The following is a 26,513-nucleotide window of genomic DNA, read 5'->3' on the forward strand; positions in this document are numbered from 1 at the left end:
CGGCCCGGCTCTCGGCCCCGGCGCCGGCCGCCGTGACGACCGGGGTGAAACACCCTTGTTGTCCGACCGCGTCACCTTCGCTCAGGGGCGCAAACCGGCGAGTCGTGCACATCGGACGCCCAGGGGCCCCGGTGGCACCGGTCACCCACCGCTGCCTCATGATGACGCGCATGTCCCACACTTCCAGGCGCAGCCTGCTCGGTATCTTCGCGGCCTCGGCCGCCACCGTTCCGCTCGGCGCCGTCGCCGCCGCTCCGGCGCGCGCCGCCGTCTCCACCGTCTCCACCGGTTCCGCCGCCTCCCTCGCGGCGCCCGCCGGGCTCGCCTCGCCGCGCTCCTCGGTCACGCTGCCGCCGCTGAACGCCTCCTACTTCAGCGGGCTGACCCTCGACGCCCCCCTCGCCACCGCCGTCCTTTCGGGCACCCCGGCCCGGACCGAGGTCACCTCGGGCGGCAAGCGGGTCGCCCTGCTGACGCACGGCGCCCGTACCGTGGTCCTGCCGGGCCCCGTGCGGACGTTCACGGAGAACAAGAAGTCCTTCGTGGACGACTTCGTACGCACCCTGCCGGACCTCACGCTGCCCGAGGCCGACCGCGTGTACTGGGGCACCTCCCCGGGCGGCGGCAGCTGGTCGACGCTCGGCCCCGCCGTCACCGACTACTCGGTCACGCCCGGCGCCGGTGTCATCAGCCTGACCACCGACTACGCCAGCCGCCACGTCACCCTGCGCGACGGCGAGATCACGGACTTCGACGCGCGGTCCGTGGCGCACTTCGACAAGGTGCCCACCGGCCAGGCGTGCTCCTACGCCCTGTCCTTCGGCTACCAGGACACCAGCAACAACTACCGGGCCCGGCTGTCCTTCCTGACGACCGGCGCGGTCGAGCTGCGCGTGGAGAAGGAGGTCGCCGACAAGGTCGACCTGCTCGCGGGCTCCAGCGCGCTCACCCTCGCCACGGGCGTGAGCGCGGGCACCGACTGGACGATACGGGTGCGCCGCGAGGGCACCCGTATCCAGGTCAAGGCCTGGCGCACGGCCTCCGCGGAACCGGCCGCGTGGCACGTCGACCTCAGCGACGACACCTTCGGCCGCAAGGGGCGGGTCGGTCTGCGCGCGCTGGCCAACGACGGCTGCACCAACCTGCCGGTCAAGCTTTCCGTGAAGCGCTTCCAGGTGGACCAGTCGACCTGGGCCACGCCGCCGAGCGTCACGCACGGCGACTGGGTGCGGGTGCTGCCCGAGCCCTTCGACGGGACCTGGACGCCGGACCTGGAGAAGACGATCCGCGCCTGGGCCGGCTCCACGGCTCCGGACGTCCTGGCGTACGCGGCGATGTTCCTCGCCGACGGGCCCGCGGTCACCAGCGGCTCCGGGCCCGCCAAGGACAAGCAGGTCCTGGGCGAGGCGGGGTACGGCTATCTCGACCCGCACGGCTTCCGCTACGAGGGTGCCGACTTCCACGAGTACATGGGCACCGGCTGGACCTTCCCCGACGGCACCTACACCGGCCCGTCCAGTAAGCAGGTCGGCAATCTGGACTGTTCCGGCTTCACACGCATGGTGTACGGCTACCACATGGGCGTACCGATGGCGGCGGGGCAGGACACCTCCCGCACCCGGCTGCCGCGCAAGTCGCGGGACATGGTGGACTACGCGCCCGGTACGCGCGTCGACCGGACCGACGGGACCAACCCGCCCGCGGCGGCGCTGCTCCAGCCCGGTGACCTGCTGCTGTTCAACGCCGACTCCGGCGACGACAACCCCACCGTCACCATCGACCACGTCGGTATCTACCTGGGCCTGGACGCCGCGGGTCAGCGCCGCTTCGTCTCCAGTCGCAAGACGAACAACGGCCCCACCATGGCCGACCTGGGAGGCGCCTCGCTGCTGGACGGCACCGCCACGTACGCCAAGAAGCTGCACACCGTCCACCGCGTCTGAGGTGTGAGCGTGCGCGACGCCCGGGCCGTGCGGGAAGCGCGGCCCGGGCGTCCGGGTGCCTGGTCAGTACGGGAGCGGGCGCCCGCTGGGGGTGCGCAGGTCCAGGGGCGGCCTGGGGGAGGGCGGCCGAGGCCGCCGGATCACTGTCTGTCGCATCACCATCACCACCTGAACCGGGCCGGATCACCGACCCCTCGGGTTCACCCCTGTCCGGGAGGTGGATACCCCGTTATCCGGGGCGCACTCATCCGCGCCCGGTACGAGGCGGCGGAAATGACCGGCCGGGCGCCGGGGCGCCCGGCGCAAGGCCGGGAGCGACCCCGGAAAGCGGCCTGCGCGGCGCCCCGGGTCTCGGCCGGCATGCGGGGAGAAGCGGGCGGAGAAGTACCGCGTCGCCTGACGTGCTGTCAGGGATGGTGTGAGGTACGGCGGATGGAGCGCGCCCCCGTCCGGCGCGGACCCGTGCCGTGACTACGCGGGCTGGTTGGTGACGTAGAAACCGGGGTCGTGGATGGGGGTGATCTCGGCCTTCTCACCCTGGGCGGCCAGCCATTCGGCGCGCAGGCGCGCGGCCTCGTCGTCGGCCTGGGAGGCCGGGACGAGACGGCCGTCCGGGGTTAGACGCATCGGCGTGTCGCCCGCGGGGCGCCAGTCGAACCGGGCGGCGATCTTGAAAAGGTCCTCCTGGGTGAGGGGACCGCCGTTGTCCTTCTCCGCCTGGAGCGCGGTGGGGTGGTAGTCCTCGTAACCGCCGGGCATGTGCAGGGTCAGGAAGTGGCAGCCCTCGCCGGGCGGCGTGGCCCAGGTGTGGCGCGTGCCGCTGGTGATGTGCGCGAGGGCGCGCGGACGCAGCTCCACGACCTCGTCGTCGACCTGGACCAGGAGGGTGCCGGAGACGACGTAGTAGGTCTCCGTCGACTCGGCGTGGGTGTGCAGCGGAGGGCCCGACCAGGCCGGGCCCTGGCGGGTTTCCACCCAGGAGGCCGCTTGGCCGGTCATCTTGCTGGAGAGGACGATCTCGAACCCGCGGCGGCCTTCGGGACGTTGGCCGGGGAGGACGATGTGCGTCATAGGAGGGCTTCTCTTTCCGCTTGATAATGGCTTGAGTTCTGATCTACCCCACAGCGGGCCTGTTCGTCTGCGGGCAGCCGTCCGCAGTCGAACGCACGCGCCCCTGCCCGCCCGGCACGCTTCCGGCGGCGGCTGGGACGCCCGTCACCTCGTGGGATCCGCCCGAGAAGACCCGGGTGGCGCTTTCCGGAAGTCGCCCTGAAGGGGGCGCGCCTGTGGTGAGGTGGGCTTCCTGACCGTTCTCCCTGTCAATGGAGCCTGCCGTGTCCCGTTCCCCGCAGGAAATCTTCCGGTCCTTCGTCCACGCCGGCACGCTGACGCGGAACGCCGACGCCCTTGCCGAACTGTTTACCGAGGACGGCGTCTTCGAGGCGCCGCTCGTGGAGCCCGGCGCGGCCTTCCCCCGGCGTCTGGAGGGGCGCGAGCAGATCCGCGCCGCCATGGCGGCCTACTACGAGCGGCAGCCGAAGGGCATGGGTGCGCCGAGCGCGGAGAAGTCCGGGTACGTACTGCATGTCACCGGCGACCCCGACGTGTTCATCGCCGAGATCGACGCGGTCTTCGAGGAGGACGCCGGGGACAGGTCCGTCTCCCTGGTCCAGATCTTCCGTGTCCGCGACGGCAGGATCGCCCGGATGCGCGACTACTTCGCACCCGGTGAGGTGAGTTGAGGACGGCGCCTTTCCGGGGCGGACGCTGCCCGCCGCGTCGGCCCCGTGGGATGCGTGCGCCGAAGACGGTCGGCTCCTCCGCGGCCCGCCGCTCGCGCAGCCGGTCCCGGCGACCGCCGCCGCTTCCTCTCAGGCGTCCCGCCGCACCGGCCGCGTCCACAGCAGCACCGCCGTGGTGGCCGCCAGCAGCGCGACGCACCCGCTGAAGATCAGCCCCGACGGGCGCAGGCCCAGCGTGACCGCCATGGCCCCCACCCCCACCACGGGGATCGAGATCGCCACGTACAGCACGACGAACAGCGCCGAGGTGATCTCCGCCCGTCGTTCGGGCGGGCTGTGCGCGCCGACCTCGGTGACCCCGGCCCGGAACGACAGGCCCTGGCCCGCGCCCGCGGTGAGCGCCCCCGCCACCAGCAGGGGCAGCGAGGCCGCGAGCAGCGCCCAGGAGATCAGCGCCATACCGGCCACCAGGACCACACAGCCCCACGGCAGCGCCCGGCGCACCCCGACCCGTCCCATCAGCAGCTGACCGGCCGTCGACGCGGCGAAGACCGAGAAAACCACGGTGCCGGACACCGCCGGTTCGCTGACTCCCACCACCTCGCTCAGGAAGCTCGGGGCCACCGATGTGAACAGACCCATGGTGGCGAACCCGGCGAAGCCCGCCATGGCCGCCGGGACGAACGCCGGGCGCACCGACGGGGGCACGCGCAGCCGCCGCGGGCGGCGCGACCTGCCGCCGCGGTCCCGTACCGTCTCCGGGATCAGCAGGACGCCGACGACGCCCGCCGCGACGAGGGCCAGGTCCACGAGGAAGACCTGGCGCAGCGGATCGGAGGCGAACTGGGCGATGAGCCCCGCCAGCAGCGGGCCGCTGCCCAGGCCGCCCATGTTGGCCGCGGTGGCGAGCAGCGTGGCCGACGCGGCCCGCCGCGCCGGGGCGAGCTCCACCACGGCGGCGGTCGCGGTGCCCGTGAACAGGCCCGCCGAAAGCCCCGACAGCACCCGGCCCGCGAACAGCTCAGGCAGCCCCTGCTCGAAGAGGAAGCACACCGCGCTCAGCGCCGACGCCACCAGCCCCGCCAGCAGGACCGGCCGCCGGCCCACGGAGTCCGACAACTGCCCCAGCAGGAGCAGCGCCACGATGACCCCGACGGCGTACACCGCGAAGATCACGGTCACCATGAACGAGGAGAAGCCCAACTCCCGCTGGTACATGCGGTACAGGGGAGTGGGCAGGGTCGTGCCGCACATCGCGACGGCGAAGGCGTAGGCGGCCACCGCGAAGGGCAGGCCGCCCCCGCTGCCACCCCGGCCAGGACCGGCGTCGTCCGCTTCGCGCGCGGATACGTGGTTGCTCACCCGCGACTGCCTATCAGGAAGATCGCGGCGAGGACCGCGCGCCCCGCGCACCGGCGGCCATGACGCACCGGCTGGGCGAAGGCGGGGACCGGGTCGGGCCCCCGAGGGGCGCGACCGGGACCGGGCGATGGGGCCGGGCCGGGGCCGGAGCCTCATGTGTCCGGGGCCCGGGCCCGCCGACGGTATGAGGGCATCCATCCGTTCTCGGGCGCTGCCCGGTCTGCGAGTCCCCTCATGTGCTCCTCCCCTCCCCCCGTAGCCCTCGACCGGAGCGTCGGCTCCGGCCCCGCCCGCGTCCCCCTCCAGATACGGGCCGGTGCCGCCTCGTGGGAGGAGCTGACCGGTATCGCCCGGCGGCTGGCGGCCGATCGGTTCGTGGTCGTCTCCGACCGGGGCGTCCCGGCCGCGCACGCCCACCGCGTCCTGCACCACCTCGGCGCCGCCGCCCCCACCCGCCTGGTGCGGCTGGGCGGCACGGACGCGCTGGGGACCGGGGACGTCACCGCCGGGTCCGTCGTCGTGGCCCTGGGGGGCACGAGCGTCCTCGACGCCGCCGGTCCGGTGGCCGCGCGCACCGGCCGGGGCCCTCTGCTGCTGCCGACCACGCTGCCCGCTGTGCTGGACACGGCGTTGTCGCTGGTCGGCCCCGCCGGGCCGCGCCGGGTGCCGGTCCTGGTCCGCGCCCAGCTGGAGTTCCTCGACACACTGGCCCCCGGCGCCGTGCGGCCGGGCCTGTACGCCCTGGTCAGGAATGTGCTGGCGGTGTGCCCCGGCTCCTTCGACCAGGTCTGCGCCCGGCTGCGGCCGGACGGCCGGTACGACAGGAGCGCGCTGGTCTCTTTCATCGCGCTCTGCGCCGACGCCCGGGCCGCGATGACCTGCTACGACCCGCTGGAGGACGGCCCGGCCGGAGCGCTGCGCTACGGGCACGCGGTGGCCGACGCCCTGCGAGCCCTGGGCGTGGGGGCGCTGCGGTACGGCGACGCCGTGGCCCAGGGCCTGCTCGTGGCCGCCCGCTGCGCCCGCCGGATGGGGCTGCTCGACGCGGAGGGGGAGGCCGCCCACCGCGAGCTGCTCGCCCGCTGGGGCGCGCCCGACGCGCTGCCCGCGCCCGTGACCGCCGAGGACGTCCTGGGAGTCCTGCCGCGCCCCCAGCCCGGGGACAGCCCGCACCCCGGGAAGGACCCGGAGCGCGCTCTCGGCATGGTGCTCCTCGACGCCCTGGGGCAGCCCCACGTCCGCGGTGGCCGCACCGTCACCGCGGTCGCCCCGGACGTCGTACGCGACGGCCTGGAGGCGGTCGCCGGGACGGCGGACCGGCTGGAGTCCCGCCCCGGCGGCCGGGACCGGACCGGGACCCGGCCGGGACCGTCGTCTCATGTGCCCGGGGCGTCGGGACCCGCAGCGTTGTGAGGGACATATCCGCCCCCACCACCCACCGCCTCCTGTGAGGAGAACCCTCGTGACCGCCCTGGCCCCCCGTTCCTCCCACGGCCTGTTCACCTCGGGCGAGCCGGTCCGCTCCTGGACCGTGAGCACCGCCAAGCCCGTCCGCTACGAGGTGGGCTTCACCCCGGACATCCTGGACCCGCGCAACCCCGCGCTCGCGGGCGCGGGAGTCCCCGGCGGCGGCCCCGCCCCGCGCCGCCGGCTCCTGGTCGTGGAGACCACCGTCGACGAGCTGTACGGCGACCGGCTGCGCGCCTACGCGGCCGCGCGCGGGCTGGACTTCGACATCCACGTACTGACCGCCCACGAGCAGCTCAAGACGATGGACGCCGTCTTCTCGGTGGCCGGGGCGATGGACCGGTTCGGCATCGCCCGGCGCAGCGAGCCGGTCGTCGCCCTCGGCGGCGGAGTCCTGATGGACGTCGTCGGCCTGGCATGCAGCCTCTACCGCCGCAGCACCCCGTACGTCCGCGTGCCCACCACACTGATCGGCCTGGTCGACGCGGGCGTCGGGGCGAAGACCGGGGTGAACTTCGGGCCGCACAAGAACCGGCTCGGCACCTACCACCCGGCCGCCCTGACGCTCCTCGACCCGCGCTTCCTGGCCACCCTCGACCGGCGGCACCTGAGCAACGGCATGGCCGAGATCCTCAAGATCGCGCTGATCAAGGACCGGGAGCTGTTCGCCCTCCTGGAGGCCCACGGCGGCCGGCTGGTCGGCGAGCGGTTCCAGGGCGGCGGCCGGCGGGGGGATCTGGCCGTACGGGCGGTGCTCGGCCGGGCGGTGCACGGCATGCTGGAGGAGCTCCAGGGCAATCTCTGGGAGAGCGAGCTGGAGCGGGTCGTCGACTACGGCCACTCCTTCAGCCCGACGCTGGAGATGCGGGCCCTGCCCGAGCTGCTGCACGGCGAGGCCGTGTGCGTCGACATGGCCCTGACCACGCTGATCGCCGAAGAGCGCGGGCTGGTGGCGCCGGTGGAGAGCCGGCGGATCCTGGACGCGATGCGCGGCCTCGGACTGCCGGTGTGGCACCGGTTGTGCGAACCGGGCCTGCTGGGCGAGGCGTTGGCCGACACCGTCCGCCACCGCGACGGCAGCCAGCGGCTTCCACTGCCCGCCGGTATCGGTGCGGCCGTCTTCGTCGACGACGTCACCCCCGGTGAACTGGCCGACGCGGCCCGGCGCCTGAAGTCGGCCCACACGGCGGGCGGGGCGGCCGGTCATGCGTGAGGCGATCGTCGTCGCGGACGTCCGCGAACCGGCCGACGTGCACGGCGTGCACGCCTCCGAAGGACTCTCGCGCTGGACGTGCCTGGCCCGCCGCACCGGGCTGCACGGCCGGTGGGAGGCGGTCGAGTGGGCGTGGCTGCCGCCCGGCGGCGTCAGCGGCGAACACCGGCACACCCGCACCGAGGAGCTGTACTTCGTCCTCGAAGGCGAGGGCGAGATCACCCTCGACGGCCACCCCCATCCCGTCCGGCCCGGCACGGCCGTCCTCACCGCGCTCGGCCGCAGCCACGGACTGCGCAACACCGCGCGAACACCACTGTCCTGGCTCGTCATCGAAGTCCCGGCCCCGCCCCACACGAAGGAGACCGCCATGCCTGACCCGGCCCGCACCCACCACGCCGTCATCGCCGACCTGCGCCGGGCCGGACCCGTGGACGCCGCCACCGTCCTCACCGGCCCCCTGCGCACCGTACGCGTGAGCCGTCTCCTCCCGAGGGAGACGGCCCGGCTGGCGGCCCAGGACGTCGAACACACCGTGTACGTCACCGACGGCGCCGGCACCGCCGAGGTCGGGGCGGCCGGCGTGGCCCTGGCCCCCGGAGTCTCCCTGACCCTGCCCCTGGGCACCGAGTGCCGCCTCCGGGCGGGCCCCGACGGTCTGGAGTACTTCCACGCCGTCCTGGACGTCCCCAGGGAGGACCACCCGTGATCGTCAACGCGAGCCACCGCACGGCCGCCCTCCACACCGGCGGCCCGAGCCCCCTCCGCGTCCGCTGCCTGGCCCGGCGCGGCATGCTGCACAGCGAATGCGAGGCCGTCGACCGGGTGAGCCTGCCGCCCCACGCGCGGTACGACCTGGTGGGCCGGGACGACGCCGAAGCCGCCTGGTACGTCCTGGACGGCCCGCTCACCCTCCACCGGCCCGGCGCCCCGCCCAACGGCACCGCGCTCGGCGCCCGCGACCTGCTCCTGGCCCCCACCGCCCAGGACGTCACGCTGCGGGCCGGACCCCGGGGCGCCGAGCTGCTGTGCCTGACCCTCACCCCCGAAGCCGTCGCCCGGCGCCTGCCACCCCGTACCCCCGACACCACCCAGGAGCGGACATGACCGCCGACCTGCCCACCGCACCGGCCCCTTCGCCCGTCCCCGGGCTGCGGGCGGTCCACCACATCGGCTTCACCGTGCCCCGCCTCGACGACGCCGTCGCCTTCTTCACCGAGGTCCTGGGCGCCGAGGAGGCCTACCGCACCGGACCCATCGCCGCCGCCGATGACTGGATGCGCCGCCAGCTCGGCGTCGACCCCCGGGCCACCGTCCACATCGCCATGCTGCGGCTGGGTCCCGCCCTCAACGTCGAACTCTTCGAGTACACCGGACCCGGCCGGCACCGGCCGATGCCCCGCAACAGCGACGTCGGCGGCCACCATCTCGCGCTGTGGACGGACGACTTCGACGCCGGCGTCCGCAGGCTCGCCGCCACCCCCGGCGTCCGGATGCTCGGCGAGCCGCAGGAGGTCGGCGAAGGGCCCATCCGCGGCACCCGGTGGGTGTACCTCACCACCCCCTGGGGCCTGCACCTCGAACTCGTCCACGCCCCCCGCCACCAGCCCTACGAGGAGCACACCGCCGTACGCCTGTACCGGCCGGAACCGCCGCACGAGAGGAGAGGGACATGAACGGGATCTGGGGGCCCGGCACGCCGCCGGTGGTCCGGCACGACGCCACGCGCTACGACGCCGACGTCCTCGTGATCGGCTCCGGTGCCGGGGGAGCGACGGTGGCCTGGGCCCTCGCCGGGACCGGCGCACGCGTCCTGGTCGTCGAGCGCGGCGGCTTCCTGCCGCGCGAGGAGGCCAACTGGTCCCCACGGGCCGTCTTCGGCGACGGCCGCTACCGCAACGCCGAGCCCTGGCACACCACCGGCGGCAAGGCCTTCACCCCCGCCGCCCACTACTACGTCGGCGGCACCACCAAGGTGTACGGGGCGAGCCTGCCGAGGCTGCGCGAGGACGACTTCGACGCGGTCGAGCACCTGGACGGCACCTCCCCGGCCTGGCCCTTCGACTACGGCGACCTGGAACCCTTCTACGCCGAGGCCGAACGCCTCTACCGGGTGCACGGCCGGGACGGCCACGACCCCACCGGGCCGGTCCGCTCCGGGCCCTACCCCCACCCGCCCGTCACCCACGCGCCCCGCATCGCGGAGTTGGAGGGGCGGCTGCGTGACCAGGGGCTCCACCCCCATCCGCTGGAACTCGGCGTCGACCTGGCCGACGGCGGGACCTGCGAACGCTGCGGCACCTGCGACGGCTTCCCGTGCCGCGTCGGCGCCAAGAGCGACGCCGAGACCCGCGCCCTGCGCCCCGCCCTGCGCGCCCCCACGGTCCGGCTGCTCACCCACACGTACGTCTCCCGGCTGCGCACCGACCCCTCCGGACGCACGGTCACCACCGTCGAGGCCACCAGGAACGGCCACCCCGTCACGCTCACGGCCGGAACCGTCGTCGTCTCCTGCGGAGCCGTCAACTCCGCAGCGCTGCTGCTGCGTTCGGCGAACAGCGCCCACCCGTCGGGGCTCGCCAACGGCAGCGGCCTGGTGGGGCGCAACCTGATGCTGCACCACAACAGCGTCCTGATGGCCGTCGACCCGCGCCGGATCAACCCCTCGGTCTTCCAGAAGACCCTCGCCGTCAACGACTTCTACCGGGCCGGCGCCCGCACCCCCCACCCGCTCGGCAACCTCCAGCTGATGGGCAAGGTCCACCCCGCCGCCATGGCGACCGCGCACCCGCGCGTCGCCCGCCGGATCCTGGACGGACTGGCGGCGCACAGCGTCGACTGGTGGCTCATCTCCGAGGACCTGCCGCGCCCGCAGAACCGGGTCCTGCTCGGCCCCGGCGGAGGCGTCACCCTCGACTGGCACCCCGTCGACACCCGCGCCCACCGGCGTCTGGTGCGCGAGGGGGCCCGGATGATGCGCCGGGCCGGATACCCGCTCGTCCTCACCCACCGCATGGGCGTCGAGCACACCGGCCACCAGTGCGGCACGGTCCTCGCCGGCCACGACCCCGCCCGCTCGGTCCTCGACCCCTACTGCCGCAGCCACGAGGTCCGCAACCTGTTCGTCGTCGACGGCGGCTTCTTCCCCTCCTCCGCCGCCGTCAACCCCACCCTGACCATCGTCGCCCAGGCGCTGCGCGCGGCCCGCGGCGACGCCGTCCTGCCCTGACCCCCGAAGGAGCGCCACCATGTCACTGCACCGTCTGTCCTCCGTCACCATCGGCGTCCCCGACCCCGCGGCGACCGCCCCGTACTACACCGAACTCGGCCTGCGGGCCGGGGAGAACGGCTGGTTCGCCACCCGGGACGGCGGGCGGCAGCTGCGGATCGTCGCGGCCCCCACCCGCCGCCTGGTGGAGATGCGCGTCGGCGTCGACGACCCCGACGACCTCGACGCCGCCGCGGCCCGGCTGCACCGCATGGGCATCGCCGCGGTGCGCGGACCCGGCCCGACCCTGACCGCGGCCGACCCCGTCACCGGGGCCCGTGCCGTCCTCCAGATCGAACCGCGCCCCGCCCCGCTCCCCACGCCCCCCACCCCCTACAACGGACCCGGGCGCACCGAGCGCACCACCGGCCGGGCCCCGGGACTGCTGCGCCCCGACCGGGTGCGGCCCAGCAAGCTGGGGCACGCGGTCCTGGGCACCCCCGACCCCCGGGCGACCGCGGCCTTCTTCGGCGACGGCCTCGGCTTCAGGACCAGCGACTCGCTGGGCGACGCCGGATCGTTCCTGCGCTGCACCACCGACCACCACAACCTCCTGGTGCTGAGGGCGCCCGTGCCCTTCCTGCACCACACCTCCTGGCAGGTGGACGACGTCGACGACATCGGGCGCGGCGCCATGGCGATGCTGGAGGACCACCCCGAACGCCATGTCTGGGGCTTCGGCCGCCACCACATCGGCTCCAACTTCTTCTGGTACCTCAAGGACCCGGCGGGCAACTTCACGGAGTACTACTCCGACATGGACTGCATCGTCGACGACCAGCTGTGGGACCCGGAGGTCTTCGACGTCAACGAGAGCTTCTTCAGCTGGGGCCAGCCGCCCCCGCCCTCGTGGATCGCGCCGGAGGACATGGCCGCGCTGATGACCGGCACCCACCGGGCCTGACCGCGCCCCGCCCGGGCGCCGCCGGTGACGGCGCCCGGCGAGCGGCGAAACCGGGGATCGCCCCGGGCGGCCGTTAACGTCGCCCTGTGAGCCATGCAGACGAGGACACCGCCGTGCCCCGAGTCCTGATCGTCGACGACCACCCGCTGTTCCGCAGCGGGCTCAAGGCCGCGCTGGAGAGCACCGGCGGCACCGACGTGGTCGCCGAGGCCGCCACCGCCGCCGAGGCGCTGGAGGCCGTGGCGCTCCAGGTCCCGGACGTCGTCGTCATGGACCTGGCCCTGCCCGACGCCTCCGGCATCGACGTCACCCGGCAGCTCGGCGGCCTCCACCCCGGTCTTCCGGTGCTGATGCTCACCATGTCCGACGACGACGGCAGCCTGCTGGCGGCCCTCCAGGCCGGTGCCCGCGGCTATCTCGTCAAGGGCGCGGGAGCGGGCGAGGTGCTCCACGCGGTCCGCACGGTGGCCGCCGGCGGCGCGGTCTTCGGCCCGCAGACCGCGGCCCGACTCACCGCGCTGCTGCGCGAGGGCCGCCACCACGACGCCGAGCAGCTCTTCCCGGCGCTCACCGCGCGCGAGGCGGAGGTGCTGGAGCTGATCGCCCGGGGCCTGGACAACCGCCGTATCGCCCGGCACCTGGTGCTGTCGGAGAAGACGGTCCGCAACCACGTCACGCACATCTTCGACAAGCTCCAGGTCACCACCCGCGCCGAGGCCGTCGCCAGGGCGCGGGACGCGGGCCTGGGGGACGAGGACTGAAGGAGCGCGGCACGATGGACGAGAGGGCGACCGTACGGGCCGGGCGGGCGGCGCCGGCCTTCGCCGCCTACGGCCTGACCCTCGCCTCCGCCGTCACCTGGGCCGTCCTCGCGCTCGCCCACCTGGACGACGCGCGGCTGACCCCGTACATCCTTCCCCGCGGCGTCCCGGTCGTCGCCGCCACCGGAGTCGTCCTGCTGGGCGCCTTCATGACGGCCCATCACTCCCGCAGCGTCCTGGGACCGCTCCTGGTCGCCGCCGGCACGTCCAACGTCCTCGCGGACGCGGCTCTGATCGCGGTCACCGTCACCGACGCCCCCCACGGCCTGGGCGTCGCCCTTGCGGTCTTCTCCCGGCTCTCCTACGCGCTGGCCCAGTTCGCCTTCTACGCGCTGCCGCTGTACCTGCCGAGCGGACAACTGCCCCGCCACCGGATCTGGCGGCTCTACCTCGTCCTGGTCGCCGGGTGGAGTCTGGTGCCCGCCTACACCGATCCCGTCCCCTACATCGTGCCCGACCCGTTCGCCGGGGGAGCGTGGCAACGCGCGCGCACGACCCTGCTCGACCACGTCCCCGTCGTCCCCTTCACCACCCTCCTGCTGCTCACCGGCCTCACCGTCATGGCCGTGCGCTGGTGGCGCACCCCCGACCGGCGGCAGATCGTCCCCGTCCTGCCGTACGTGCTGTGGCTGGTCTTCCTCTACGTCAACCGCGTCGCCCCGCCCTCCGGCGCCCTGTGGTCGTACGCGTACACCGTGGCGTTCCTGTGGCCGTTCTGTGCGATCTACGGCATCAGCCGCGACCGCTCGGGCCAACTGGACCGGGCCACCCGCAAGATGCTCGGCTCCCTCCTGCTCACCGCCGCCCTCATCGCCGTGTACACGCTGGGCTCCCTGCTGGTCCTGCGCGCCCTGCCCGGCGGGCTGAGCACCCAGGCCCTGGTGTCGGGCGCCGTGGGCCTGGCCGCCGGAGCCCTGCTCTACCCCTGTGCCCGCCTGGCCGTACGAGTGGTGGACCGCGTCTACTACGGCGACCGCGCCCGCCCCTACCACGTCGTGCGCGCCCTCTCGCGGCGGCTCAGCCAGGCCGCCGCTCCCGCGCAGGCCCCGCGGCTGCTGTGCGACACCGTGGTGAGCACCCTCAACCTGCCCGGCGCCGAAGTCGTGGTCGACACCCGCGGCGGTCCGCGCACCCTGGCCGCCGCGGGCCGGCCCGTCCCCGGCTCCCACCGCTTCCCCCTCACCTACGAGGGCAGTGTCATCGGCCATCTGCACGTCGCCCCCCGGGCCGGCCAGCGGGCGCTGGACCGCCAGGACGAGGAGGTGCTGCGCTCGCTCGCCGAGCAGGCGTCCCCCGCGCTCGCCTCCGTACGCCTCTACGAGGACCTGCGGGCGGCCCGCGAGCGCATGGTGGTGACGCGGGAGGAGGCGCGCCGCGCCCTGCGGCACGATCTGCACGACAGCCTCGGCCCCGCCCTCTCGGGAGCCCGGCTCCAGATCGACACCGCGCGCTTCGCCGTACCGGACGGCTCCGCCGCCGCCCGGCCCCTGGAGACCGCCTCCGAGGGCATCGGGCAGGCCATCGCCGAACTCCGGCAGATCTCCGCCGGCCTCGCACCGGCCGCGCTGGACCGCAACGGGCTCGACGGCGCGCTGCGGCAGCTGGCGGACCGGTTCGGGCAACGGCTCCTGGTGGACGTGTGTTTCAGCCCCGACCCGCTGCCGCCCCTGCCGGCCGCCGTGGAGGTGGCCGTCTACCTCATCGGGGGCGAGGCGCTGAACAACGTCGTCCGCCACTCCGGAGCCGGGGCGGCCGCGCTGCGCGTGCGGGTGGTGCCGGACGAGGTGGTCATCGAGGTCGGCGACGACGGGCACGGACTGGCGGAACACCGCTCGGGCGACGGGGTGGGCATCCGGTCCATGCGCGAGCGGACCGCCGAGCTGGGCGGGCGGTTCGCCCTCGCCCCCGGCCCGGACGGCGGCCTGCTCGTCAGGGCCTCGTTCCCGCCGGTGGCGGGCCCCTTCCCGGGCTGACGGCGCCGGATCGCTCAGCTGTGCCCCTTTCGGGCGAAGAGGACCCCGCGCGGCGCCGGGTAGAAACCTTCCATGGCCCCCACCCGCCGCCTGTTCGCGGCCCTGCTCGCCCTGCTCTGCCTCGCCGTCGCGGCCCCGGCCCGGGCGGGCGTCCGGGCATCCGGGGACCCGGGCGTGGTCGCCACGGACGCGGGGCGCGTACGCGGTGTGGTCACCGGCGGGGGCCGCGCCTTCCTCGGCATCCCGTTCGCCGCCCCGCCGGTGGGGGAGCGCCGGTGGCGGGCGCCCGGGCCCGTCACCGCGTGGCCGGGCCTCCGGGACGCCACCCGGTTCGCCGGGGCGTGCGCCCAGAAGGCCCGGGCGGTGCTCGGCGCCGACGAGGTCACCAACGAGGACTGCCTCTACCTCAACGTCTTCATCCCGCCCGGGGGCGGTGACGGCAAACCCGTCCTGGTGTGGTTCCACGGCGGTTCGTTCGTCTCCGGCACCGCCGCCCACTACGACGCCTCCGGGCTGGCCCGTGCCGGAGACCTGGTCGTGGTCACGGCCAACTACCGGCTCGGCCCCTTCGGCTACCTGGCCCACCCGGGCCTGACCGCCGAGGCCCCGGACACCGGCTCCGGCGACTACGGCCTCCTGGACCAGCAGGCGGCGCTCCGCTGGACGCGGGCGAACGCCGCCGCCTTCGGCGGCGACCCCGCCCGGGTCACGGCGGCCGGCCAGTCCTCGGGCGGTCTCAGCGTCTGCGACCATCTGGCGGCGCCCGCCTCGCGCGGCCTGTTCGCCCGCGCCGTCGTCCAGAGCGCGCCGTGCGGGGTGGCGTCCCGCCCGCTCGCCGAGTCCACTTCGGCGGGGAGGCGCTTCGCCGCCGGGGCGGGCTGCCCGGGCACCGTCCCCGCCACCGTCGTGGCGTGCCTGCGGCGCAGGCCGGCCGCCGACCTGCTGAAGGCGCCGACCAGCGGCGCCGCCCCCTGGTGGCCGACGTCCGGCACGCCCGTCCTGCCCGTACCCCCTCTCCAGGCCGTCGTGGAGGGCGACCACGCGAAGGTCCCGGTGCTGATCGGCAGCACGCTGGACGAGGGCACCATCGGCGCGCTCATCGTGGAGTCCGGCGGGGTGCGCCTCGACGCGGTGAGCTATCCCATCGTCCTGACCACGCTGTTCAAGGGGGACGGGCCGCGCGTCGCCGCCCACTACCCGGCGTCGCGGTACGGCGGTGACCACCGGCTGGCCTTCGGGGCCGCGTTCGGCGACCACCTCGTCGCCTGCCCCACCCGGGAGTCCGCCCGCCTGCTGGCCACCGCCGCACCGGGCCGCGTCTTCGCGTACGAGTTCGCCGACCGGTTCGCGCCGGTCCTCTACAACGCGCCGCCCGGCTTCCCGCTGGGCGCCTACCACGGCGCCGAGATCCCGTACCTGTTCCGCTATCTGGCGGCGCCCGAGCCCCGCCTCGACGCGGGCCGGACACGCCTGGCGCAGACCATGAGGACGCTCTGGTCCCGGTTCGCCGACACCGGCGCCCCCGGTCCGGCCGCCTGGCCGGCCACCTCCCCGGCCCCCTACCGGACGCTCTCGCTGGCCCCGGACGCGATCGGCCTCCGGACCGACTTCGACACGGCCCACCAGTGCGCCTTCTGGGCCACGGTCGTGCCCCCGAGCTCGCAGGGGCCGGTGCGCTGACGGCCCCGGCCGCTCGCGCTTCCCCGCCGTCCGGCGGCGGTGTACCACTGCCGGGCCAGGACGACGGCCAGCGCGATCTCCACCAGGTCACCGCCGTAGTACATCGCCTCCGCCGCGCGGGCCAGATCGTGGCCGGGGAAGGCGGTGCCGGGCGGGGAGGCGCCGTACAGGGTCTTGGCCAGGACCGCGTGGGCGGTGGCCGCGGCGACCAGGGTGGCGGCGCGCAGCGGCAGGCCGTGGCGGTGGCGTACGGGGTCGAGCCGGCAGACGGTGAAGGTGAACAGCAGCCCGGCGGCCAGGACATGGACCGAGACGGCCGCGTGCAGCCACGGGTGGCCGTGGAGACGGGCGAAGAGACCGGTGCGGTAGAGCAGCCACAGACCGCCCACGTCGAGCACCGCCGCCACCGGCGGCAGGAACAGCAGGCCGAGCGGGCGGGAGCGGACCACGCCCCGCAGACCGCGCCGCACGGCGCCCGGCGGCAGGGCCCGCAGCACCAGGGTCACCGGGCGCCCCAGCACCAGCAGCAGCGGGGCCACCATGCCGATGACCAGGTGCTGGACCATGTGTGCCGTGAACTCCCCACCCGGCGGCGTGACCAGGGCGGCCAGGACGAGGCCCGCCTGGCCCGCGGTGAAGGAGGCGTCCCGCGCCCACGGCCACGCGTCCCCGCGGCGCCTCAGCCGCCGCGCGGCCACGAGGTATCCCGCCGCCGCGACGAGGGCGAGCACCGCGGCCGTCGCCGCCGGGACGCCCGCGGCCTGCCCCGTGTGCGAGGACGTCACCGGCGCGGCTCCCGGGCCCGCGCCGGTGCGGACCCGGGCGCCTCACGGGTGAGGGAGCGCCTCACCAGCACCGCGCCCACGGCCAGGAGGATCACCGCCAGCACGTTCCACGTCCAGTCGTAGGGGACCAGGTCCACGTGGTAGCGGATCTGGTGCAGCTCGAAGAGCTTGTGCTGGACCGTCCCGTCGTAGAGCTGGAAGAACCCCGCGCCCAGCAGGATTCCGCCGGCCAGCCCCCGGCCGCTCAGCGCGGCACGCCGGCGCAGGTCCGCCATCAGCATCAGACCGGTGACGACGGCCAGCCAGCCGAAGGCGTGGAAGAGGCCGTCGGAGACCAGTCCCACGCCTGGGGTGGACTTGTCGTAGAAGTGGTGCCAGTGCAGGAGCTGGTGGAACACCGTCTCGTCGACGAAGGCGGCGATCCCGACCCCGATGAGCACCCCCGACCACACCGAGCGCTGCGGGCGGACCGTCCCGTAGTCGGGGGGCGGCTGACGACGGGGAGTCGAAGGGGTAGCCACAGGCGGCCTCCTGACGGGGAGTGGGACCGTGCTCGTTCCCCTGCGACTACCCGTCCCTGTCCGCGCCCACCGCCGCCCACCCGTTTGCGGCGCACTTCCGCCCCCGCGACCGCCCGTCCGGGGTCAGTCCTGCTTCGTCTGGTCCATGCCGACGACCTTGAAGGAGGCGCGGTCGGTCGCCGCGTCCTCCAGGCAGCCGCGCAGCCGCATACGGTCGTGATCGGCGAGGGCGGGGTGGATGACCCCGGCGTAGAGGCCGTCGCCGAGGCTGCCCAGGGTGGTGTCGTACAGCGGGACGGCGGTGGAGTGGCGGCAGCGGTTCCAGATCTCGTGGGCCAGCAGGCTCCGGTACTCCTGGCCGGAAACACCCCGGGTGGCGAGGCGCACCACCACGGAGGTCGCCACGGTGTCCGGGGCGCGCTCCTCGGGACGGGTTTCGGTCAGCTCGCCGAGCCCGAGGACGAGTGCGGCCAGCGCGGTGCTTCCGGCGACGAAACCGGTGACCCGGTGCCGGGTGCGGCGCCGGTCCTGACGCGTCGGAGGCAGGGCGTCGAGGTCGGTGCCCAGCGGCGGTGCGGCCAGGATCGCGAGCCGGCCCGCCACCCGGCGGTCGGCGGCGGGGCGGACCGTGCTCTGCGCGATCTTCTGGACGAGCCGCGCGAGCCCGGAGAGCACGGCGCCCGCGGCCATCAGGACGGGAACGAAGACATGGGTGCGCTCCACCCGGATGTCGTCCAGCCACCGGAAGCGCGTGGCGGGGTCCGCGGCGGGCGGCTGTTCCAGCCGCGCCAGGACGTCGGCGTGACGCCGGTCGCCCTCGCCGATGCGCTCCTCGATCCGGCTGAGGCGGCCCAGGACGATCAGTCCGAGCAGCAGCACTTCGGCGACCAGCAGCAGGACCCCGCACATGATCGCGCGCTGCCACTGCCAGCGGTAGAGGTAGATGACGACGTACGTGCCCGCGCCGAGCCCCGCCGCGCCCGCGAAGAGGTGTGCCAGTCGCTTCACCGGTCGGCCGCCTCTCGGGTGCGGGTGTCGTCGAGCCGTATGTCGCCGCTCGTCCCGTCGACGGCCAGGCGGGTTCCCGGGGTGAAGCGCCGCACGGCGTCGGCGGCGCCCACCACGGCGGGCACCTTGAACTCGCGCGCCAGGACGGCCAGATGGGACAGCGGGCTGCCGGTCTGGGCGACCAGGGCGGTCAGATGCGGCAGCAGGGGAGCGAGGGCCGGGTCGAGGGTGCGGACGACCAGGACGGCGTCCTCGGGGCGCTCGCCCCGGCCGTCCCAGGCGGTTCCGGCGGCACGGCCGCCGGAGACGCCCCGCGCCGGGGCGCCGCCGTCGCGCGGGCGCTCGGCGACCACCACGGCGTCCTCGGCCAGACGGAAGGCGTCGGGCAGGGGCGGGCCGTCGGGGCGGGGGAGCCGCTGGGCGAGGTCCTTCGGCAGACCGTCGCCGTCGAGGGTGCGGAGCAGTTCGTGCCAGCGCAGCAGCGCGACGGCGCGGTGGGACAGGGTGGTCCGGCGCGCGGCGTCGTGGACGAGGTGCACCTGGAGCTGGTGGATCCAGCGGATGCGCAGCCGCAGCGCCTCCCGGGCGGGCAGCGCCGGGAGCCCCGGGCCCTTCTCCGCGGCCGGGCCCTTCTCCGCGACCGCGGGTCTCTCCCCGTTCTCCTCCGCGCCCGGCGGCAGCCGCAGCGGCCCGGTCAGACGGGGTGGGGTGAGTGCCAGGACGACGGGTGCGGCCGCCACGGTCTCGGTGTCCGTGAGCCCCCGGGCGCGGTGCTCGGCCAGGGCGGTGAGTGCCGCGCTCGCGGCGGTACGGGTGCCGTCCTCGCGCAACAGAGCGCCCGCCAGCGCCTCCTGGGCGTGCAGGGCCGCCAGGGCGGAGCGGGTCCAGCGCAGCAGGGCGGCGAGGTCGGCGCGGGAGAGACGGGCCGGCGGCGGGGTCTCGGCCAGTCGCCGGTCGATGTCCGCCGTGAGGTCGAGGGCCAGGTCGGGCAGGGCGCGGGTCAGCCGCCCGGTGCGCCACGCCGCCGCCAGCCGGCGGGCACCCGGCAGCGGGTTGACCCGGGCGAGCAGCCGGTGGCGCGGCGGGACGACGCCCAGCAGACGCAGGTCCGCGGCGGCGCGGCCGGCGACCGTGGTCACCACGGGGTGGGCGCGCAGCAGACGGCGCGGCGCGCTGCCGCCGATGTCCAGCGCCGCGGCGATCCCCCGGGCCATCGGCGCCACCCACAGGTCCTCCTCCAGGGGTTGCAGCGTGGCGGGGAGGGTCTCGGCGACGGGACCGGGGCCGAGCAGCCGGGCGCCGCGTGCGGGCCGCGCGGTCATCGCCGTGATGGGACGGGCCTGGAACAGCCACAGCCGCCCGGTCCCGTCGAAGCCGAACTCCATGTCCTGCGGTCCGCCGAAGACCCGTTCCACCCGCCGGGCCAGCCGGGCGAGGCGGTACAGCTCGCCCCGGGTCAGCAGCCGCTCGTCGGCGGTGTGCGGGGGCGCGGGGCGCAGCAGCCGTCCGGAGCGCGCCAAGTGGTAACTCGTCCCGTCCTGTTCGCCGCTGACCAGGGTGTCGGGGCCGCCGCGCACGGCGCTCACCAGCATCCGGTCCGGCCGCCCCCCGACGGGGTCGGCGCCGAAGAGCACTCCGCCCACGCGCGCGTCGAGCATCGGCTGGACGAGGACGGCCATCGGCGCCCGGGTGCCGTCCGGCCGGTCCGCGGAGCCGAGGACCGTACGGACCGCCGCGCGGAAGGCGGGCCAGTCCCGGACGTCGAGCACGGAGGCGAACTGCCCTGCCAGGGACGACTCCTCGGTGTCCTCCTGCGGGGACGAGGAGCGGACGACCAGCGCGAGCGTGCCGTCCCGGGAGAGGTCGCGCCAGGCGTGCCGCAGGGCCTCGGCGTCGTCACCGCGGCCGTGCGGGACGACGAAGCCGGGCAGGACCGGCAGTCCGGCGGCGGCCGCGCGCGCCAGGTTCGCGGCCTTGGAGCCCGCGGACAGCGGCAGCCGGGCGTCGGGGTGGTCCAGGGCGACGGCGGCACCGGCGGGGACGAGGGGTTTCCCGCCCGGTTCCTCGCCGTGCTCCCCGCCGTGTTCGCGGCCGCCGCGTTCGGCGAGGGCGGTCATCGTCCACCGCCCGCGACCACGGCTGACGGCTGCTCGCGCGCGGCGGCTGGGGACCCCGGTATGAGCGTCGGCCTGGTCCACGACAGTGCGAGCATGTCTCTCCCCCTCCGGCCCGGGGCGGGGATCGGACCGATCCCGCGCGGCGGGTGCTGTGCGGCGTGCGTCGGCAGCGGGAGATCAGGGGTCTCTCCCGCCACTTCCGGGACCGGGTCGACGGCATCCCGGTGGAGTGACGGGAGTCCCCGTGCGACGACCCCGCTCCTTGGCTGTTCATGTCAGCTTCTGCTTGAGTCTGCCTTGCCTTGCGCAGGAGGTGGCGGCTGAGCAGTGCGGAACAAGCCACGGGGTGGGACGACGTCCGCGCCGAGGCCGCGCGGGGCGGCTCGGCGCGGTGCGGGCGTCGGCGCGGGTCGTGCGAACGGGTGGGTCCTACTCCTCGAAGTAGGCGTTCAGGACTTCTTCGAGCTGCTCGGACCACTGCTCCAGGCTCGCCCGGTCCTCGGCCTGGACGTCGTTGCGGAACCAGCGCGGCCGGGGCAGGTGCACGGTGATCGTGAACCGGCGGGTCCAGCGGGAGGTCGCGTACTCGACGGCGCTCAGCTCGTCCCATCCGAACGCGGCCTCTTCACCGTCCAGGCACAGCCGGATCCCCGCACGGTCGGCGGTGATGCTGCCCCGCCGGTCGGAGACGGAGAAGACGGGCCCGTCATCGGCCGCTTCGGAGGCGGGGAGTTCGGCGGCGGGAGCGTCGGTCCCGGCGTCCGGCCCCGCTGCGGGGACGGCTCCGACGGCCGCGTCCTCGGCGGCGTCATCCGTCACCGTGTCATCCGTCGCCGCATCGTCCGTCACCCTCCCTTCGGTCACCGTGCCTTCGGGCTCCGCCCCCGGCCCGGTCCCGTCCTGCGGGTCCGCCTGAGCCTCGGACGTTGGGGCGGGCGCGGGCATCAGCCCGGGGACGTGCGCCGGGTTCAGCGCGGCCGCGTTGAGGGCGGCGGTCAGGGCGGTGTGCTGGTCATCTGTTCGCTGGTCCACGGCGCGAAGTATGGCGAACAGAGCTGTGTGAGAGCCATAAGGGGGTCGTCATTGCTCCGGTTCGCGGTATCTGATCATGTCCGGGAGTCGCCGTTCCCGCGTGCTCGCCGAGCTGTCCGGTGGCGTACCCGGAGCAGGGCCGGGCCGGTGACGCGGCGTCACCGGTCGTGCCCCCTCGGGGGCCGCCGCCCGGGTCACACCCTCGGCGCGTAGTCGAATTGTTCGAAAGGCCAGGCCGAGGAGAGCCACGCGGCCACCGCGTCGTGGACCGGCCGGTCCAGCTCGGCGCGGTCGGCCCGTACCCAGGAACGCACCTGGGCCACTCCGCTGTCGGTGCGCGACGGATAGATGTACACGCAGCCGATCACCTCGCCCCCGTCGTCGAGGACGGAGTAGGTGAAGCCCGTGCGGCGGGCGAAGTCCTCCGCGTGCTGGTCCAGGTCGCGGAGGTTCTCCCGCAAGCTCATCCCGGCGGGCGGCGGCCAGTCGCGGTCCTGGAAGCCGGGGGTGGCCCGGATGTGCTCGATGCTCGTCGTCCAGGCCGCGTGATCGGCCTCGTTGTGCCGCCCGTTCAGGGGCTCCAGACGGAACCCCGTACCCGACAGGCTCTCGGGAACGACGAAGTCGGGCGGGACGAAAGGGCTGGTCGACATGGTGCGAGCCTATCGGGCGGCCGTTGACGGGCAGATGGCGGTTCCATCCCGCCGGGGGCCACGCCCCCAGGGGCGAACCCGCCACCGCCCGGCGCGCGCCACCACCGATGAGTTTCCGCGCTCCCGGCCGTCTTCATGGAGCAGACCGCGACGGCGGCCCTTCTGGAAGGAACATCATGAGGAAGATCACGGCTGGCCTCTTCATCTCGCTCGACGGGGTCGTCGAGGCGCCCGACCAGTGGCACTTCCCTTACTTCGACGACGAGATGGGGGCGGCGGTCGGCGCGATGCTGGGCACGGCCGACACCGTCCTGTTCGGCCGCAGGACCTACGACAGCTTCGCCGGGGCGTGGCCGGAGCGGGAGGCGGCCGGCGGCGAGGACGCGGGCTTCGCGAAGACGCTCGGCGACGCCCGCAAGATCGTCGTCTCACGCGGCGAGCTGGACTTCACCTGGCGCAACTCCGAGCAGCTCCGGGGCGACCTCGTCGAGGCCGTCACCGCCCTGAAGAACGGACCCGGTGGTGACATCGCCCTCAGCGGATCGATCTCGGTCGTCCGCCAGCTCCTGGCGTCCGGCCTCCTGGACGAGCTGCACCTGCTGGTGCACCCCCTGGCCGTACGCAAGGGCATGCGCCTGTTCGACGAGGGCGAGCCCACGATCCCGCTGAGGCTGCTCTCGTCCGAGGCGTTCGGGACGGGTGTGCTGCACCTGGTGTACGCACCCGCCGGGTCCACGGGCGAGGGAACGTACGACGAGGCAAGGACGCATCTGCCCCGGAGCGAGCAGGAGTGAGAGGAGTGAGAGGTGACTTCAGCTCTCCGGCCGGGCGCCCGGGCGCGGGACGCTGACGGCCAGGACCGCGGTGTCGTCGTCCACTCCCGTGCCGAGCGTGGTGAGCAGGTCGCGGACGGCGGCCACGGTCCCCGGGGCCGTCGTCGGGCCCAGGGCCTCCGCGAAGGCGAGGAGCGCCTCGTCGCCGTAGCGGTCCCCGCGGCGGTCGGCGGCTCCCGTGCGGGCCTCGGTGAGGCCGTCCGTGTGGAGCAGCAGGGTGTCGCCGGGGGCCAGGTCGACGGTCGTGGTGGCGATGTGGGGGTGGGGCAGGACACCGATGAGCTGCCCGCCCGGCGTGTGTACGTACTCGGCGCCGCCCTCCGCGCCGATCAGCAGCGCCGGAGGGTGGCCGCCACTGGCCAGCGTGAGACGGAACCCGTCGCCCTCCGAGGAGGTGAGCAGCCCGAAGACGACCGTGCAGAACCGGGGGTCGGTGCCGTGGTACTCGTGGTTGAGGACCGTGTTGAGGTTGGTGAGCACGGCGGCCGGGTCGGGGTCGTAGACGGCGGCCGCGCGCAGGGTGTAGCGGGCCAATGAGGTGATGACCGCCGCGTTGGCGCCTTTGCCGCAGACATCGCCCAGGAACAGCCCCCACGTACCCGCGGCGAGGGGGAACAGGTCGTAGAAGTCGCCGCCGACCCGGTCCTCGGACGCGATGTGGTAGTGCGCGGCCACCTCCAGGCCGGGCACCCGCGCCAGGGCGGACGGCAGCAGGGTCTGCTGGAGGGTGGTGTTGAGGCGCTTGAGCTCCTCGCGCTCGCGCTCCGCCTCCCGGCGGGCGCGCAGCAGCTCCTCCTCGTACGCGCGGCGGTCGCGGGCGTCGAAGACGGTGGTGCGGATGAGCAGCGGCTGCCCGTCGCCGCCCGTCTTGACCGTGGAGGTCACCAGCACCGGCAGCCGGCTGCCGTCGGCCGCCCTGAGCTCCAGGGCGATCCCGCTGATCTCACCCTGCATCCGCAGCAGGGGAGCGAAATGCGTCTCGTGGTAGAGCCTGCCGCCGACCGTGAGCAGGTCGGAGAACGACCGTCGGCCCACCAGCTCGCCCCGCCGGTATCCCAGCCACTCCAGCAGCGTGGTGTTGACCTTCGCGATGGTGCCGTCCAGCAGAGTGGACAGGTACCCGCACGGCGCGTGCTCGTACAGGTCCTCCGCGCTGTCCTCCAGCAGGGCCGCGAACGCCGCTTGGCCGTCGGCGGGCCGCTCCCGGCGGGCCGGCTCCTCGCCGTCGCCGACCGCGCACATCAATGGTCCGCCCCGGCGAACGCGGCGATCGCTGCGGCCGTCTCCTCGGGTGCGGCCAGCTGGGGGCAGTGCCCGGTCGCGTTCAGGGTGATCAGCCGGCTGCCGGGGATCCGCGCCTGGACGAAGGCACCCACCTCGGGAGGCGCGATGGCGTCGCTGGAGCACTGGGCGACCAGGGTCGGCACGGTGACCTTGGCGAGGTCCTCGCGGTTGTCGGAGAGGAACGTCACCCGGGCGAAGACACGGGCGATGTCCGGATCGGTGCGGCAGAAGCTGTTGGTCAGCTCCTCGCCCAGCTCCGGACGCTCGGGATTCCCCATGATCACCGGAGCCATCGCACCCGACCAGCCCAGGTAGTTCGCGTCCAGCGACTCCAGCAGCTCGTGGATGTCCTCGGCGCTGAAGCCGCCCCGGTAGCCCTGCTCGGGATCGTCGATGAAGGACGGCGACGGGGCGAGCAGGACCAGACGGGCGAAGGCCTCCGGCTCCCGGGCCGCGGCCAGCACGCCCATCATCGCGCTCACCGAGTGCCCCACGAACGTCACCGGCCCGAGGTCCAGCTCGTGGCAGATCTCGACGATGTCCCGGGCGTAGCCGTCGAGGGAGGAGTACCGCTCCCGGCTCCAGGCCGACAGGTCGGACCGCCCCGCCCCCACGTGGTCGAAGAGCACCACGGTGAAACGTTCCTCCAGTAGGGGGACGACCAGCCGCCACATGTTCTGGTCACATCCGAAGCCGTGCGCCAGCATCACCACCGGCCCCCCGGCCCGGCCGGTCACCGTCACATGATTCCTGCCCAGTGCCGTCATACGGACCATCCTCGCAGATCACCCCACACCTGCCCGGAGTGGATGGTTCCGACGGGGTGCCGCGAGGTCGGAGTTCAGTTGTTGACGAAGGTGAGGCTGGTCGCGTCGTAGCGGGTGCCGGCGACCTGCTCCGGCGGGGCCGCCGCCTCGATGGCCGCGAGGTCCTGCGGGGACAGCTCGACGGCCAGGGCCGCGAGGTTCTCCTCCAGGTACGTCCGGCGCCGGGTGCCGGGGATCGGCACCACGTCCTGGCCCCGGTGCTGGACCCAGGCGAGGGCGAGCTGCCCGGCGGTGATCCCCTTCGCCCCGGCCAGCTCGTTCAGCTTCGCCACGATCGCCAGGTTGCGCTCCAGGTTGCCGTCGGCGAAGCGCGGCTGGGTGCGCCGCACGTCGGAGGCCTCCAGCCCGTTCACCGAGCTGAACCGGCCGGTGAGGAAGCCGCGGCCGAGGGGTGAGAAGGGGACGATGCCGATGCCGAGCTCGCGGCAGACCGGGGCGATCTCCGCCTCCAGGTCGCGGGTCCACAGCGACCACTCGCTCTGGAGCGCCGCGATCGGGTGCACCGCGTGCGCCCGCCGGATGGTGTGCGCGCCCGCCTCGGAGAGCCCGAGGTGGCGCACCTTGCCCTCCCGTACCAGCTCGGCCATGGCGCCGACGGTCTCCTCGATCGGTACGGCCGGGTCGACCCGGTGCTGGTAGTAGAGGTCGATGTGGTCGACCCCGAGCCGGCGCAGCGATGCCTCGCAGGCCTGCCGTACGTAGGCGGCGTCGCCGCGGATGCGGGTGGGCTCGCCCAGAGGGTTGGCGAAACCGAACTTCGTGGCCAGCACCACCTCGTCCCGGGGCCGCCCGGCGATCGCCCGCCCGATCAGCTCCTCGTTGTGCCCGAAGCCGTAGAAGTCGGAGGTGTCCAGCAGGGTCACCCCGAGATCGAGGGCGTGGTGCAGGGTCGCGATGGACTGGGTGTCGTCCGCGGCGCCGTAGCCGTGGCTCATGCCCATGCACCCCAGGCCCTGTGCGGCGACGGCCAGGCTGCCCAGGTGCCGGGTGGGGAGAGCGGGGACGGTGGTCATGGTGCTGCCTCCTGAACTCGGAAACGATCTGTTCAGGACGCTAGGTGCTGGAGTGCGCTCGAAGTCA

At 74.5% G+C, this 26,513-nt stretch carries 23 protein-coding genes and 1 pseudogene; 13 read left to right on the plus strand and 11 right to left on the minus strand.

Annotated elements, in window-relative coordinates; genetic code table 11:
* Positions 1-170 precede the first annotated feature (170 nt).
* The gene (locus tag ABZ404_RS22810; protein WP_358990760.1) at positions 171-1,943 is read left to right on the plus strand and encodes an NlpC/P60 family protein; all 1,773 of its coding nucleotides are present in this window, start codon (positions 171-173) and stop codon (positions 1,941-1,943) included.
* Positions 1,944-2,414: 471 nt separating this feature from the next.
* On the opposite strand, the gene ABZ404_RS22815 is transcribed toward ABZ404_RS22810, so the two are convergent.
* The gene (locus ABZ404_RS22815) at positions 2,415-3,014 is read right to left on the minus strand and encodes a cupin domain-containing protein (protein WP_358837603.1); all 600 of its coding nucleotides are present in this window, start codon (positions 3,012-3,014) and stop codon (positions 2,415-2,417) included.
* Between the two features lie 263 nt (positions 3,015-3,277).
* Here ABZ404_RS22815 and ABZ404_RS22820 point away from each other — a divergent pair, with 263 nt between their 5' ends.
* Positions 3,278-3,685, plus strand: coding sequence for a nuclear transport factor 2 family protein (locus ABZ404_RS22820; protein ID WP_358837602.1), 408 nt, complete (start codon positions 3,278-3,280; stop codon positions 3,683-3,685).
* Between the two features lie 129 nt (positions 3,686-3,814).
* On the opposite strand, the gene ABZ404_RS22825 is transcribed toward ABZ404_RS22820, so the two are convergent.
* A complete protein-coding gene (locus ABZ404_RS22825; RefSeq protein ID WP_358990834.1) occupies positions 3,815-4,978 on the minus strand; it encodes an MFS transporter in 1,164 nt (387 codons plus the stop codon).
* A gap of 303 nt (positions 4,979-5,281) precedes the next feature.
* Here ABZ404_RS22825 and ABZ404_RS22830 point away from each other — a divergent pair, with 303 nt between their 5' ends.
* The 10 genes and pseudogenes from ABZ404_RS22830 to ABZ404_RS22875 form a co-directional block, all read left to right on the plus strand.
* Positions 5,282-6,460 (plus strand): hypothetical protein, encoded by a 1,179-nt coding sequence (locus tag ABZ404_RS22830; RefSeq protein ID WP_358990763.1) that lies wholly within the window; start codon positions 5,282-5,284, stop codon positions 6,458-6,460.
* 49 nt (positions 6,461-6,509) lie between these two features.
* On the plus strand, positions 6,510-7,727 hold the full coding sequence (locus tag ABZ404_RS22835; RefSeq protein WP_358990766.1) for a sedoheptulose 7-phosphate cyclase: 1,218 nt from the start codon (positions 6,510-6,512) through the stop codon (positions 7,725-7,727).
* Entirely contained in the window at positions 7,720-8,436 is a 717-nt protein-coding gene (locus tag ABZ404_RS22840) for a cupin domain-containing protein (RefSeq protein WP_358836608.1), read from the plus strand. The genes ABZ404_RS22835 and ABZ404_RS22840 overlap by 8 nt, the downstream gene beginning before the upstream one ends.
* Positions 8,433-8,834: a hypothetical protein gene (locus tag ABZ404_RS22845; protein ID WP_358836609.1), complete on the plus strand. Its 402-nt coding sequence runs from the start codon at positions 8,433-8,435 to the stop codon at positions 8,832-8,834. The genes ABZ404_RS22840 and ABZ404_RS22845 overlap by 4 nt, the downstream gene beginning before the upstream one ends.
* On the plus strand, positions 8,831-9,403 hold the full coding sequence (locus ABZ404_RS22850; protein ID WP_358836610.1) for a VOC family protein: 573 nt from the start codon (positions 8,831-8,833) through the stop codon (positions 9,401-9,403). Before ABZ404_RS22845 ends, ABZ404_RS22850 begins: the two co-directional genes overlap by 4 nt.
* Positions 9,400-10,956 (plus strand): GMC family oxidoreductase, encoded by a 1,557-nt coding sequence (locus ABZ404_RS22855; protein ID WP_358836611.1) that lies wholly within the window; start codon positions 9,400-9,402, stop codon positions 10,954-10,956. Before ABZ404_RS22850 ends, ABZ404_RS22855 begins: the two co-directional genes overlap by 4 nt.
* A 19-nt stretch (positions 10,957-10,975) precedes the next feature.
* Entirely contained in the window at positions 10,976-11,899 is a 924-nt protein-coding gene (locus tag ABZ404_RS22860) for a VOC family protein (protein WP_358836612.1), read from the plus strand.
* Between the two features lie 86 nt (positions 11,900-11,985).
* Positions 11,986-12,660: a response regulator transcription factor gene (locus ABZ404_RS22865; RefSeq protein ID WP_358836613.1), complete on the plus strand. Its 675-nt coding sequence runs from the start codon at positions 11,986-11,988 to the stop codon at positions 12,658-12,660.
* A 14-nt stretch (positions 12,661-12,674) separates the two neighbouring features.
* Positions 12,675-14,693 carry a histidine kinase gene (locus ABZ404_RS22870; protein ID WP_358836614.1) on the plus strand — a complete coding sequence of 673 codons (2,019 nt, stop codon included), beginning with the start codon at positions 12,675-12,677 and terminating at the stop codon, positions 14,691-14,693.
* Between the two features lie 72 nt (positions 14,694-14,765).
* Positions 14,766-16,271: pseudogene (locus ABZ404_RS22875) on the plus strand (carboxylesterase family protein); the annotation flags it as partial.
* On the opposite strand, the gene ABZ404_RS22880 reads toward ABZ404_RS22875, so the two are convergent.
* The 6 genes from ABZ404_RS22880 to ABZ404_RS22905 form a co-directional block, all read right to left on the minus strand.
* Entirely contained in the window at positions 16,253-17,158 is a 906-nt protein-coding gene (locus ABZ404_RS22880; protein ID WP_358990768.1) for a cytochrome c oxidase assembly protein, read from the minus strand. The pseudogene ABZ404_RS22875 and the gene ABZ404_RS22880 overlap by 19 nt on opposite strands.
* Entirely contained in the window at positions 17,155-17,679 is a 525-nt protein-coding gene (locus tag ABZ404_RS22885) for a DUF2243 domain-containing protein (protein ID WP_358837762.1), read from the minus strand. The genes ABZ404_RS22880 and ABZ404_RS22885 overlap by 4 nt, the downstream gene beginning before the upstream one ends.
* Before the next feature lie 123 nt (positions 17,680-17,802).
* A complete protein-coding gene (locus ABZ404_RS22890; RefSeq protein ID WP_358837763.1) occupies positions 17,803-18,687 on the minus strand; it encodes a hypothetical protein in 885 nt (294 codons plus the stop codon).
* Complete coding sequence (locus tag ABZ404_RS22895; RefSeq protein ID WP_358990770.1) at positions 18,684-20,804, minus strand: PEP/pyruvate-binding domain-containing protein; 2,121 nt, start codon at positions 20,802-20,804, stop codon at positions 18,684-18,686. The genes ABZ404_RS22890 and ABZ404_RS22895 overlap by 4 nt, the downstream gene beginning before the upstream one ends.
* Before the next feature lie 429 nt (positions 20,805-21,233).
* Positions 21,234-21,836: a hypothetical protein gene (locus ABZ404_RS22900; RefSeq protein ID WP_358836137.1), complete on the minus strand. Its 603-nt coding sequence runs from the start codon at positions 21,834-21,836 to the stop codon at positions 21,234-21,236.
* Between the two features lie 194 nt (positions 21,837-22,030).
* Positions 22,031-22,489 carry an N-acetyltransferase gene (locus ABZ404_RS22905; RefSeq protein WP_358836136.1) on the minus strand — a complete coding sequence of 153 codons (459 nt, stop codon included), beginning with the start codon at positions 22,487-22,489 and terminating at the stop codon, positions 22,031-22,033.
* 176 nt (positions 22,490-22,665) lie between these two features.
* Here ABZ404_RS22905 and ABZ404_RS22910 point away from each other — a divergent pair, with 176 nt between their 5' ends.
* On the plus strand, positions 22,666-23,283 hold the full coding sequence (locus tag ABZ404_RS22910; protein WP_358836135.1) for a dihydrofolate reductase family protein: 618 nt from the start codon (positions 22,666-22,668) through the stop codon (positions 23,281-23,283).
* An 18-nt stretch (positions 23,284-23,301) separates the two neighbouring features.
* On the opposite strand, the gene ABZ404_RS22915 is transcribed toward ABZ404_RS22910, so the two are convergent.
* The 3 genes from ABZ404_RS22915 to ABZ404_RS22925 form a co-directional block, all read right to left on the minus strand.
* Positions 23,302-24,564: a SpoIIE family protein phosphatase gene (locus tag ABZ404_RS22915; protein ID WP_358836134.1), complete on the minus strand. Its 1,263-nt coding sequence runs from the start codon at positions 24,562-24,564 to the stop codon at positions 23,302-23,304.
* Positions 24,564-25,373, minus strand: a complete 810-nt coding sequence (locus ABZ404_RS22920) for an alpha/beta hydrolase (protein ID WP_358836133.1) — start codon at positions 25,371-25,373, stop codon at positions 24,564-24,566. Before ABZ404_RS22920 ends, ABZ404_RS22915 begins: the two co-directional genes overlap by 1 nt.
* A gap of 74 nt (positions 25,374-25,447) precedes the next feature.
* Positions 25,448-26,446, minus strand: coding sequence for an aldo/keto reductase (locus ABZ404_RS22925; protein ID WP_358836132.1), 999 nt, complete (start codon positions 26,444-26,446; stop codon positions 25,448-25,450).
* Positions 26,447-26,513 lie beyond the last annotated feature (67 nt).

The sequence above is a fragment of the Streptomyces sp. NPDC005878 genome (genome assembly GCF_040629815.1).
In the GTDB taxonomy this organism is placed as follows: Bacteria; Actinomycetota; Actinomycetes; order Streptomycetales; family Streptomycetaceae; genus Streptomyces.